The organism is Streptomyces sp. NPDC002176 (assembly GCF_044903645.1).
GTDB lineage: Bacteria > Actinomycetota > Actinomycetes > Streptomycetales > Streptomycetaceae > Streptomyces.
Genome location: NZ_JBJDQW010000001.1, coordinates 411,201 through 423,734, shown reverse-complemented (window position 1 = coordinate 423,734; position 12,534 = coordinate 411,201). Strand labels below are relative to the sequence as shown.

The following is a 12,534-nucleotide window of genomic DNA, read 5'->3' as shown; positions in this document are numbered from 1 at the left end:
AGGTCTACGAGTTGGACCAGTCGCGAGTGGACAGCACCAACAGATAGCCGTCGGGGTCCTGAAAAGTCATGCCCCAGGTGTCCCAGTACGGATTATGGGCGGCCACTCGCTTCCCGCCGTGCCGCTCGAGCTGCTCCACGAGAGAGTCGGGCACTGGTTCGCCGAGGTAGATGACCAGCAGGTCTTCAACGGTTGGCCGCGGTTCGAAAGGAGCAGCAGGATCGTGAACGAGTTCCAGATGCCAGCCGGCCCCGGGCCAGCCGACCATCAGGAGCGAGCTCCGGCCCGGGGTGCCGTCCGCCGCATGCTGATACAGGACGTCGAGGCCGAGACCTGAAACCCAGAAGCGTTCAGCCGCTCGGAGGTCGTGTGAGGGTCGGGCTATGCGGATGTGAGCTGCGGCGTCGGCCGACATCGTTCTACCTCGTGATAGGGGCAGGCCCAGCATGAACCAGTGGCTGTGTCCGTGGGCTTGGACAGCAGTGAGCTTAGAGATTAAGCGACTGCGTGCCATCGGGCGCTGGTCCTAGTCCTGGTTGCCGACGACTCAATGGTCCTGACCAGCCTTTTCGATACACGGCCTAGGAGCGCCGGAACAGGAGGGCATGCACCGTGAAACGCGATCCGTCGAACTCCGCCCGGCCCTCCGACCGCAGTTCCTTCAGACGGAGCTGCAGGGTCTCCCGGTGGTCGGCGTACGCCAGGAGAGGGATGTCCATCTCGAAGACCTCCAGCGTCTCGACCCCGTAGCCGCGTGCGGTGAGCTCCGTGACGGTTCGGGGGATATCGGCGAGCGAGGAGTGCGCCATGAGCAGGGAGCCGCCCGGCGCCAGGAGTCCGTCGATGCGGTCGACGACGGCGTCGTACACCGCGCGTCCGCCCCTGCGGGCGACGAGGGCCGTCTCCAGCCCATCCGTCCTGGCGTAGCTCGGATCGTGGGGGAGGTGCGGCGGGTTGGTGATCACCAGGTCGAACCGCTCATCGGGCGCGTACTCCTCCAGCGGCGATGTCACACACGTCAGCCGTGCGTGGTCGAGCCCGTTCGCCGTCACGTTGGCCAAGGTCTGGGTGGCGGAGGCGGGGTTGATGTCCAGGGCGGTCACCCGCTCGGCACCGGCCGCGAGCAGGGCGACGCTGTAGAGGCCGGAACCGGCCCCGATGTCCAGGGCGTTGACGCCTTCCAGCACGGGAGCCCCGGCGCTGTCGAGGGCGCTGAGCAGGCTCAGTCCACAGTCGGTCGGGAACAGGACTTCCGAGGGGTCTTCCACCATGAGCCGCAGACGCGTACCGCGGAACTCGAAGATCCCGCACGAGGGCCGGGCCTCCCACAGCGAACCGTTCTCGCCTGCGGGCAGGACGCGGCGTCGTGTCGGCGTTCGGTCGGGAGTACTGGTCATCGGAACGGAACCTTTCGGAAGGGAGGAGGCGGAGGAGGGGATCGCGGGGTTCCACGAGACCGGCGCGCGTCCGGTCCGGCCGGTCACTCGGAGAGGGCGGACAGCACGACGTGTACGGAGTCGTCGGCGATGCGCCGTGCGCGCGATTGCGTGACCAGACCTTCGACATAGCCGAAGTTCCACGCGAGCCGGCCGTGCACGGTGGTCGCCGTCGCCACGACGGCACCCATGACCGAGACGCCCGTGAGGAACTGGGCGCCGTCGATCCGCCAGGATCCTGCCCGATCGGGGAAGTCGTAGCGGCCGACGTTGGACAGACACAGATTGATCGGCCCCTTCTCGTCCATGAACCGCATGAACGACTCGCCGTCCGCCAGCGACCCGGGACCCGCCACGCGCGGCAGGCTGATCGTGGCCAGATGGTCCTGCTGCTTCCGGCGCCGCACCAGGTCCTGGCTGATGTCCCGCGCCATGGTCCACAGCGACCCACCCGGCTCGTACCGGACGCGGGTGGGGACCGTGGCCACGTAGGTGCCGACCTCGTCGGGGAGTACGGGCGGTTCGAGATCGGCGCGGAAGTCGATCGGCGAACCGATCGAGAAGTGCGTGGCGGCCGGGGTGTCCGCGTCCCGGGCGACCGCCGACACCATCGCGGCTGCCAAGGCCCCGTGGACCGTGGTGCCGTGTCGCTTGGCGGCCCGCACCAGACGCTCCAACTGGTCGGCTGTGAGGGACCGGTGCGTCATCCGGGTGCGCCGCCGCTCGAACGGGATGTGCTCGTCGGGGACGATCCGCTGGGCGGGGCGGGTCAGGGACGCTCGTTCCTCCCGGCGCGTCATGGCCCGGAACCCGGCGGCGCCTGCCGCGCCCCGGTGGCGACGCGGGAGCAGGTCGTCCGTCGCGGGGAGGACCCGCCGGGAATCTGTCTGCGGCCTTGCCTCGCGGTCCAGTTGTGCGGCGATCTCGATCCACTCACGGACCAGGGACAGGCACGTCTTGCCGTCGGCGACGACGTGCGAGACCGTCAGCAGCAGATCGTGGAAATCCCCTTCGCCCTCCGTACCTCCCGAGGTGATCACCACCGCGCGCAGCAGTGGCCCGGCCCGCCAGTCCAGGCCCTCCGCGAGTTCGTGGCGGTCGACCTCGTACTGCCACCGGGTGTCGGCGGCCGGGTCGTCCGGGCGTACGCGGACGTGGCGGAGCGGGATCTGTCGTCCGTCCAGGGGGACGAAGGCGGGGCGTGAGCCGGTGCCGTCGTCGGTGACCGCGACGCGCAGCAGGGGGTGTCGTAGCTGCAGGACGTCCAGGGCGCGGCGGTGCAGCGACGGGGACAGGCGTCCGTGGACCCGGGCGCGGGCGATGACGTTGAGCGGCGAGGTCTGGTCTGCGATCCAGTACAACCGCTCCAGAGGACTCAGGTCCCGGCGCACGTCGCCAGGTCCCGCGACCTGCCCGCCCGGGTAGGTGAGGGCCTGCGCGGTCTGCCGGACGAGAACGCGGCGGGGCACCAGCCGGAAGTAGGCGTCGCGGAGCAGACGCCGGTGCGGCCGGGCGCCCTGGGTCAGCCTGTTCATGTCGCGGGAGCCGACCACCATCGCCCGCGCGCGGTCGCGGCGCAGGTCCTCATATACGCGCAGGGCCCGTACCGGGTCGTCGCCGGTCGTCGGGTCGGCCAGTGCCCGGGCCAGGACGACGGCGTCCTCCATGGCGGTGCCCGCGCCCTGGGCGAGCGTGGTCAGCATGGGATGGGCGGCGTCGCCGAGGAGGGTGAGGGGTCCGTCGCCCCACCGCTCCAGGAAGGCCCGGTCGCGCGAGGGGACGGTGAGGATGTCCGCCTCGGGGGTGGCCTCGATCACCGCCCGCACCTCGTCGGCCCACCCCTCGTACGCCCGTCGGACGGCGTCCTTGACGCGCTCCGGGGCGGGTGTACCGGGGTCGGTGCTCATGGCGGCCCACCAGTAGCACCGGCCGTGGCCGATGTCGATCAGGCCGAAGCGCTGCCCGCGACCCCAGTAGTGGCGTACGGCTCCCTCGGTGAGACGCGGGTGCCGGAAGGGGACGATGCCGAGCCGGAAGAGATGGTCACAGTCCCGTGGCTGCTCGGGCCCGACGAGGTGGCGCCGTACAGCCGAGTGGAACCCGTCGGCGCCGACGAGGACATCACCGGTCGCCGAACGGCCGTCCGCGAAGCGGACGGTGACCCCCGGACCCGCGGTGTCGAATCCGGTGGCGGTCGCCCCCAGGTGGACCGGGCAGTCGCCGACTTCGGTCAGCAGGGCCTCCTGGAGGTCCGCACGGCTGAGGCAGAAGCTCCGCGCCCCCGCCCGCTCACATGCTTCCCCGAACGGCAGGTCCCTGATGAGCCGACCGCGCCGGTCCATGATCCTGAACGACTCCACGGTCCGGCCGTGCTTGTCCAGGCCCAGGTCGATGCCGAGGCCGGCCAGAGCGGTGACGGCGTTGCTCATGACCGACAGGCCGGAGCCGACCTCACGCAGCTCGGTGGCGCGTTCGTACACCTCGACGTCGACGCCGACGCGCCTGAGTGCGACCGCGCACGTCAGACCGCCGATGCCGGCGCCGATGACGAGGACTTTAGGAGGACGTCCCGATGGCATGGCGTCAGCCCACCCCGTGGTCGCGGTCGGATGATTCCAGTAGCTCGGCGAGGGTGCTTGCCAGACGGGCCACGTGCGGTTCTTCCATCATCGTGAGGTGGTCCCCGGGGACCCGGACCGTGCGGATCTGTCCGCCGGTCACGGCGCTCCAGCCGTTGCAGGGGTCCTCGTGGCGGGTGCGGGCGGCGCCGTGCATGGCGGCCAGGGAGGTGGGCAGTACCTCGGCGGCCCGGATCAGCGTGAGGTCCTGGTCCTCGCGCGGGGGGCGATAGGCCAGCGTCGCGTGCCAGTTCGCCCGGTAGACGTCGAACAGGCGACGGACGACGGACCCGGTGCTGCCGCCCGGCAGGATGCCCCGCTCGCTCGCCACGCGGGCCATGGACGCGAACCTCTCCTCCGGCGAGCCGGACCCGCCGGGGACGGCGGGAGGGGGCGCCGTGCCGCCGTCGCGCGGCCAGAGCAGTTCGTGGAAGAACCACTCCAGCATGGCCTCGTCGTCGTGCGGGCTGCGTGGTCCCTGCTCCAGGGCGGTGGTGTCCACCACCAGCAGGGTCACCCGCTCGCCCTGCGCCCGCAGTCGGCGGGCGATCTCGAAGGCGACGAAGCCGCCGAAGGACCACCCGCCGATGGTGTACGGGCCGTGCGGGCGCACCTTGCGCAGCGCGGTGAGGTAGCTGCCCGCGAGGTCCTCCACCGTGCGCAGTGGCGTCGTGCCGGGATCGGCTCCGGCGGCCTGGAACGCGTACAGCGGCCGGTCGGCCGGGAAGTGCCGGGCGAACGCCACGTAGCACAGCACGGTGCCCCCCATCGGGTGGACCATGAACAGCGGCGGGCGAGTGCCCTGCGGGCGGAGCGGCACCAAGGGGTCGAACGCGGCCTGCGCCCCGCCGTCGCGCAGCCGGGCAGCGAGCCCGGCGGGGGTGGGCGTCGCGACGAAGTCGGCCAGCGGGAGGTGCACCCGGTAGAGCTGTTCGATCCGGACCACCAGCCGCATCGCGGTCAGCGAGGTGCCGCCGAGGTCGAAGAGGCTGTCGTTCGTCCCCACCGCGTCCAGACCCAGGGTGTCCGCCATCATCTCGGCGAGCGTGCGCTCGTACGTGTCGCGCGGTCCGCTGTCGGGGGCGCGGCCGGGGGCAGCCAGCGGGGTGCGGCGCAGTGCGGCGTCGTCGCGCTTGCCGCTGGGTGTCAGGGGCCACCGGGAGACCCATTGCAGGTGGGAGGGGACCATGTGGGCGGGCAGGACGGTGCGCAACCGCTCGCGGATTCCGGTCAGGTCGTCGTCCGTGCCCTCGCCGAGGAGGAAGGCGGCGAGGAAGGTCTCGCCGTCCGCCCGCTCTCGGGCCACGACCGCGGCGTCGCGCAGGCCGGGACAGCCGTGCGCCAGGCCGGTGACGGCCAGCTCCACCTCGGCCGGTTCCACGCGGAAGCCTCGTACCTTCACCTGCGCGTCGTCACGTCCGAGGAAGACGACGTCGCCGCCTGGAAGCACCATGCCGACGTCGCCCGTGTAGTAGAGCCGGTGGCCCCCGTCCGCGAACGGGTGCGGGAGGAAACGCTCCTTGGTCAGGTCCGGTCGGCCCTCGTAGCCGTCGGCCAGGAAGTTGCCGCCCAGGTAGACGTCGCCCCTGGCCCCGGTCGGCACCGGGCGCATCCGCTTGTCCAGGACGTGCACCTCGGCCCCGTCGAGGGCGCGGCCGATCGGCGGCAGGGCTGGGAAGGTCGCCGGGTCCCCGGTCATGGTGAACGCGGTGACCACGTGCGTCTCGGTGGGGCCGTAGTGGTTTTCCAGGACGACCCCTGGCAGCCCGGCGCAGAACGCTTGGATCTCCGGGGTGACGCGCAGCTGCTCGCCGCAGGTGATGACCGCCCGCAAGGTTGATGGTGTGATGCCCAGCGCTCCTGCGGATTCCGCGAGTTGCTGGAGGGCCACCGGGGGGAGGAAGACCTGCTCGACACGCTCGCGGTCGAGCAGGCGCAGCAGGGCGGCCATGTCGCGCCGCTGCGCGTCGTCGGCCAGGCACAGGGTGCCACCGGAACACAGGGTGGAGAAGATCTCCTGAAAAGAGATGTCGAAGCTCAGCGGCGCGAACTGGAGCGTGACGCCGCCGGGGACGGTGCTGGGCGCCGTCGCCTGCCAGGCCACCAGGGCGGCCAGGGTGCGGTGTGGCATGACGACACCCTTGGGGGTTCCGGTGGAGCCCGAGGTGAACAGGACGTACGCGGTGTCCTTGCCGCCCGGTCCGCCCTCCGCCAGTGAGTTCGGGCCGCCTCCCGCCGACCCGCCCGGCCCCGGCAGGGCGACCGACTCGGCCGGCAGCAGCAGTGCCGGGTCGCCTGCGAGGTGGGCGTGCGCGGCCTCGGCCACGACGCGGAAGGGCCGGGCCTGCTCCACCATGGTGGCCAGCCGGGCCGGCGGATAGCCGACGTCCATCGGGACGACCGCGCATCCGGCGCGCATGACGCCCAGAAGCACCGCCATGGTCAGCGGGGACCGGTTCATGGCGACCCCGATCCGGGCGTTCGCCGGTGCGCCGAGCGCGTACAGTTGCCCGGCCACGTTCTCGGCGGCCTCGGCCAGCTGGGTGTAGCTCCACCGCTCCGCGCCCGCCACCACGGCGGTCGCGTCCGGGGTGCGGGCCGCCTGCTCGGCGAAGCGGGAGACGACCGTGGGGTGCTCCACCGGAGGGGCGAGGACGGGGCGGGGGGCGAGGAAGGCGAAGTCCGGTGCTTCGTACGGCTGTTCCACCAGACGGTGCAGGATGCCCAGGTAGCAGTCCGCGTAGAGGCCGCCCTGCTCGGCCGGGAAGGTCTCCCCGTCGCAGTCGATCCGCAGCCATGTGCCGGTGCCGTCCGGTTCGGTGATCGCGTTCACCAGGAGGCGGAAGTCGTTCTCTTCCCAGGTGCGGAAACTCATGAGGCGCAGACCGGGCAGGCTGAGTACGCGGGAAAGCTGGCGGAAGTGCACGTAGTTGAAGGCGGTGTCCAGCACGGGGCCGCCGTGGTCCTCCTGGATCGCGCTCAGCGGGTAGTGGCGGTGGGGATGGTCCTCCTGTTCCTGACGGAAGCTCGCGCGTGCCACCTCCAGCCAGCTGTCCCGCGCGGTGTCCAGGCGCACGGGCAGGGTGTTCAGGAAGAGTCCGGCGGTGCGCTCCGCACCGGCTGTCCCCGGGCGGCCGTGGGTGATGAGGCCCGTGGTGATGTCACGGGTGCCGGCGAGTGCCGCCAGCGTCAGGGAGTGTGCCGCGAAGAGCACGGACTTGACGGGCAGGGAGTGTTCGGCCGCGAGGCTCCGCACCCGCTCGACGAGGTCGGTGGGCAGGTCGACCCGGTGGGAGGCCGGACGGTGTCCGGTGCCGGGCAGGTGGGGCGAGAACGACTCGACCGGCAGGGGATCGCAGCCGGTCAGCTTCTCGCGCCAGTACCGCCGGGACTCCGGCGAACGCAGGGCGGTTCGCTCCAGTCGCACGTGGGCAGCAGGCGAGGGGGGTACCGATCCGGGTACGGGACCGGTGTCCAGGCCGAGGCCGTGTGCGTAGTCCTGGAGCAGTTCCTGGAGCAGGGTCGCGACGCTGCCGCCGTCGAGGAGTGCGTGGTGGAAGCTGAGGACCAGGTCGACCGCTGCGGGACGCAGGTGGGCGCGGAACAGGTACAGCGGCGGCCGGTCGAACGCGTAGGGGTGACGACGGCGTTCCTCGACGTGCGCGGCCACCTCGGCCTCGGCCGCCGCGTCGTCCAGGGGACGCAGGTCGGTGACTTCTAGGCCGCCGCGCGCCCGGGGCATAACGACCTGCAGCGGTTCGGTGCCGTTCAGGTCGAAGGCCGACCGCAGCGCCGGGTGCCGGGCCACCAGTCGGCCGAAGGCACGGCGGAACTTCTCCTCGTCCCACGGCATCTCCAAGGTGTACCGGAAGACATCCCGGTACCTGGCCGACGACTCGTGCCGACGGCTGTGGTAGAGCAGGCCGAGCTGAAGGCTGGTCAGCGGATGGGCGTCCTCGGCGTCCTGGAGCCGGGCCCGGTCCACGTCGGCCACGAGGGCGAACGGAGCCGGGTCGGCCTCGGCGCCGGACGCGTCGCACTCCTCGGCGTACGGGGCAAGGCCCGCCACCGTCGGGTTCCGCAGGATGTCGGTGAGGGAGAGGCGCAGGCCCCGGGCCTCTGCCTCGGCGCGCACCCTGAGCATGGTGATCGAGTCACCGCCGAGGGCGAAGTAGTCGTCGTGCACCCCCACGGCGTCGTGGCCCAGAACGTGGGCCCAGACCTCGGCGAGGAGCGCCTCGGTCCGGTTGCGTGGATGCTCGCCCCCGCAGGTTCCGGCGGCGGTCCCGGTGGTGTCGTCCGGCGGGGGGAGGGCGCGGCGATCGGCCTTGCCGTTGGGGGACAGAGGGATCGCGTCGATCCGGGTGAAGAACGTCGGGACCATGGACGTCGGCAGCGTCCGCCCGAGCCGCTCGCGCAACAGCGCCGTGTCGACGGCGACCGCGGTCTCGGCGACGTAGTAGCCGACCAGGACGAGTCCCCGGTCGGCGGTGGCGCGTCCCACCACGACGGCGTCGCGCACGCCGGGGACCGCGCGAAGGGCGGCCGCCACCTCGCCGGGCTCGACGCGCTGGCCTCGAATCTTGACCTGGTCGTCGATCCGTCCGAGGTACTCCAGGGTGCCGTCCGCGAGCCACCGGGCCAGGTCGCCGCTGCGGTAGAGGCGGCCGCCCGGCACGAACGGGTCGTCGCCGAACTTCTCGGCGGTCAGTTCCGGGCGGTCGAGGTACCCCCGGGCGACGCCGACTCCGCCGATGCACAACTCGCCGCCGACGCCGACCGGCTGTGGCTGGTCATCGGCGCCCAGCACGTACAGCCTGGTGTTGTCGATCGGCCGGCCGATGGGGACCCGTGCGACGGGGCGGGCGGGGTCGGTCGGGCATTCGTAGTACGAGACGTCGACCGTCGCTTCGGTCGGGCCGTACAGGTTCACGAGCCTGGCCGATCGCTCGGCGCCGCTCTCACGGCGGCACCAGTCGATGAGGCGGTTGAACCGCTCGACCTGTGCCCCGGGCAGGGCCTCGCCGCTGCAGTGGACGTGGCGCAGGGACGCGATGCCCTGACGTGCCTCCGGCGACTCCTCCAGCAGGTCGAGGAACGGGCCGAGCATCGAGGGGACGAAGTGCACGGCGGTGATCCGGTGCTCGCGGACCGCTTGGAGCACCTCGCGCGGGTCGCGCTGGCCGCCGGGCGGCAGCAGAGCCACGGCCGCGCCCTCGACGGCCCACCAGAACAGCTCCCACACCGAGACGTCGAAGGAGACCGGCGTCTTCTGCAGGAGCACGTCCCCTTCTCCGAGCGGGTAGCGGCGCTGCATCCACGCGAGGCGGTTGACCACGCTGTGATGCTCGACCATGACGCCCTTGGGCCGCCCGGTGGAGCCGGAGGTGTAGATGACGTAGGCAAGGTTCCGGGAGGTGGCGACCGGCTCGACCGGGGCTCCGCCGCCGGTCAGCAAGTCGTCGATCGGTCGAGCTGCCACATGTGGGGGGAGGCCGACGGGCTCGCCGTCGACGATCACCGCTTTGGCGCGGCTGTCGCGCAGCAGGAAATCCACGCGCTCGGCCGGGTGGTCGGGGTCCACGGGTACGTAGGCGCCGCCGGCCTTCAGGATGCCGAGCAGCGCGACCGGCAGCCGCGGCCCTCGCTCCATCATCACCGCGACGCGGTCGTCCGGGCCGACGCCGTCCGCCCGCAGCGCGCGGGCTACGCGGTTGGCCCGCTCGTCGAGCTCGGCGTAGGTCAGCGTTCCGCCGGACGCCGTGATGACGGCGGGTCGTTCCGGGTGAGCGGCGGCCCGGGCCTCGAACAACCCGTGCAGGGTGGCCTCGTCCGCATAGGGCGCCCGGGGGCCGTGCGCGCGTCCGGCGGTGAGGTCCCGGTACTCGGCCGGGGCCAGCATGGAGACGTCGCGGATCGGCCGGTCCAGCAGGTCCACCCCGTGCTCGAGGAGTGCCCTGAGCTGACCGGCCGCGGCGGTGACGGGGAGGTCCTCGTCGAAGACGTCGCGGGCATGATCCAGATCGACACGGATGTCGGACGTGTCGTCGAAGGCGGAGACCAGGACGCTCAGTGCCGCCTGGTCGTGCGAGGGGGCCATCAGTGCACTGCGCCGGACGACCCCCGGGACCTCCGGCCGGGACCAGTTCACGGAGGACAGCGTCACGTCGAAGAGCTGCCGCGGGCCCCCGGTCGCCGGGGACGCCTCGCGCAGGATCTCGCCGAGCGGGAGCCGCTCGTGGCGCCGGAGCCGACGGGTCGTGTCCCGGACCTCGGCGAGGAGGTCCCGGACAGTCAACCCGCCCGGTGCCGCGATCCGCAGGGGAAGGGTGTTGGCGAACTGGCCGAGCACGTCCCTGTGCCGCTTCATCGGACGGTTGAGGAAGGGGATGCCGAGCACCGCCTCCTCGCTGCGGTGCAGGCGCGTCAGCCACACGCCGAGCATGGCCGCGACGTAGGTGGAGGGCCAATGGCCCGCGGCGCGGACGCGATCCACCAGGGCACCATCGACGACGAACGAGTGCCGCCCTCGCTCGCGCGGGCCGTCGCTCGTCGTACGGGTGAACAACGCGGGTGTCACGCCCGCGAGGTACTCGCGGTAGAAGGCGCGGTCGCGGTCGCCGTCGGGACCCGTGAGGTAGGTGGCGTCCTCTTCGACGAACGAAAGATAGGACGGGGCTTCCGCGTCGGTCTTCCGTCGGTCGTCTTCCGGGGCGTGGGCGTATTCCCGCAGGATCTCGTGGCCCAGCCGGTCGAGGGTCCAGCCGTCGGCGACGATGTGGTGCGCCTTGATGTGAAGGTGCGTGACGTCCGCGCCCTCCAGGAGGACCGTGGCCTCGACCAGGGGGCCGCCTTCCATGGGCAGGGCGCGCCCCATCGACGTACGCATCCACTCGGCGCGGGCCGTCTCCGGTTCGGGCGCGTTCGAGAGGTCGACCACGGTGACCGGGATCGTCTCCGGCGCCACCCGCTGGAAGGGGACGCCTGCGCTGTCGGCGAACCGCAGCCGGAAGGTCTCGTGCCGGTGCAGCACGTGCTCCGCGCAGGCGGCGAGCCTGAGGTGGTCGACGCCGCCGTGCAGACGCTCGTGGAGCACGCAGTTGAACTGCGGTGATTCCGGCGTTCGGGATCCGACGGACCAGATGTCTCGCTGGTACGACGTCAACGGGTGCGGTGATCCGGGGTGGGTGCTCAACTGTGTGGGTTTCCTTCGAGCCGTACCGGGATCTCCCGGTGGCCGTTGAAGATGAGGGAGGGGAGCGGGGCAAGACGGTCGGGACCGACGGCGAGTCCGAGGCCGGGGAACCGGGAGAAGAGCGCGGACAGCACGATACGGCCTTCCAGCCGGGCGAGTTCGGCCCCCAGGCAGTAGGTGGGGCCGTGGCTGAAGGCCAGATGCTCGCGGACGGTGGGACGGGTGACGTCGAAGAGGTCGGCCCCCTGGCCGTGGACTCCGGGATCGCGGCCGACCGCGGCGTAGTTGATGACGAGGGCGTCGCCCCGCTCGAACGTCAGCCCCGTCGGTTCGTCGTGGAGGTCCTCGGTGGGGAAGCGCATCATGAAGCTGGCCACCGGGGCCTGGTGGCGCAGCGTCTCCTCCACGACCCGATCCCAGCCGACTTGCCCCGACACGGCCAGGTCCCGCTGTTCCGGATGGGTGAGCAGGTTGACCACGGCGTGGTCGAGCAGGTTCGCCGTGGTTCCGTAACCGGCGCCGAGGACCATCCAGATGTTGTCGCCCACCTCACGCTCGTCGAGCAGGCCCTCGCGGTGCGCGTCGACCAGTGCGGTGGCGATGTCGTCGCCGGGCTGCTCGGACTTGAGCACGATCAGCTCCGCGAGGAGTCGCGCGGCCTCCGCCTCGGTGTCACTCGCCTGCTTCGCGCTCAGGTCGGTGGTGAAGACCATGTCGTTGATGGCCTGGAAGCCGTCGTGCATCGATTCCGGCAGGCCGACCAGCGTGGTGACCGTCCGCCACGGCAACCGCGTGGCGAACCGCTTCCGCAGGTCCACGACCCCGTCGGGAGCGAGGGCCGCCTCCCGCGCGAGATCGTCGAGGAGTACGGCGGTGGTCTCCTCGATCCACGGGGCGAGCGCCCGCACGCGGCGGGCGGCGAACGCGGGCACCAGGGGATGACGCAACCGGGTGTGGTCGGGTCCGTGAGCGGTCTGGACGGTGCGGATGTCGACCCAGATCCGCAGGGGCCAGTCGGTGGGGAGGTCGCCGTTGACGAATGCGGGCCAGTGCTGGTGGGCGTCCTTGGAGACCCGCGGGTGGACCAGTAATCGCCGGACGAGTCCCGGGTCGGTCACCGACCACGCCGGTACGCCGCCGGGCAGTTCGACCCGGGCGGCCGGCCCCAGGGTGCGCAGTGCCCCGGCTTCGCCGTGGATGTCCGCGGCGCTGCCGTCCAGGCGGTAGGGGCAGCTGTCGCGGGCGCGGGAGGGAGGGGAGGACATGGCGTACGACCTCGGCGGTG

General features: G+C 71.8%; 5 protein-coding genes. All 5 read right to left on the bottom strand.

From position 1 onward, the window contains the following. Window positions 1-4: 4 nt before the first annotated feature. Window positions 5-415 (bottom strand): VOC family protein, encoded by a 411-nt coding sequence (locus tag ACI2LY_RS01835; RefSeq protein ID WP_404705355.1) that lies wholly within the window; start codon window positions 413-415, stop codon window positions 5-7. A gap of 166 nt (window positions 416-581) precedes the next feature. Beyond that, window positions 582-1,397 (bottom strand): 50S ribosomal protein L11 methyltransferase, encoded by an 816-nt coding sequence (locus ACI2LY_RS01830; protein ID WP_404705354.1) that lies wholly within the window; start codon window positions 1,395-1,397, stop codon window positions 582-584. A gap of 83 nt (window positions 1,398-1,480) precedes the next feature. Then, window positions 1,481-4,015, bottom strand: coding sequence for an FAD-dependent monooxygenase (locus ACI2LY_RS01825; RefSeq protein ID WP_404705353.1), 2,535 nt, complete (start codon window positions 4,013-4,015; stop codon window positions 1,481-1,483). A gap of 4 nt (window positions 4,016-4,019) precedes the next feature. Next, window positions 4,020-11,249, bottom strand: a complete 7,230-nt coding sequence (locus ACI2LY_RS01820; protein WP_404705352.1) for an amino acid adenylation domain-containing protein — start codon at window positions 11,247-11,249, stop codon at window positions 4,020-4,022. After that, on the bottom strand, window positions 11,246-12,514 hold the full coding sequence (locus tag ACI2LY_RS01815; protein WP_404705351.1) for a cytochrome P450: 1,269 nt from the start codon (window positions 12,512-12,514) through the stop codon (window positions 11,246-11,248). The genes ACI2LY_RS01820 and ACI2LY_RS01815 overlap by 4 nt, the downstream gene beginning before the upstream one ends. Window positions 12,515-12,534: the final 20 nt, after the last annotated feature.

Excerpts from the sequence above, each read along its gene's own strand:
- ACI2LY_RS01825 (WP_404705353.1), bottom strand. The coding sequence starts at position 4,015 with ATGCCATCGGGACGTCCTCCTAAAGTCCTCGTCATCGGCGCCGGCATC.
- ACI2LY_RS01830 (WP_404705354.1), bottom strand. The coding sequence starts at position 1,397 with ATGACCAGTACTCCCGACCGAACGCCGACACGACGCCGCGTCCTGCCC.
- ACI2LY_RS01815 (WP_404705351.1), bottom strand. The coding sequence starts at position 12,514 with ATGTCCTCCCCTCCCTCCCGCGCCCGCGACAGCTGCCCCTACCGCCTG.
- ACI2LY_RS01835 (WP_404705355.1), bottom strand. The coding sequence starts at position 415 with ATGTCGGCCGACGCCGCAGCTCACATCCGCATAGCCCGACCCTCACAC.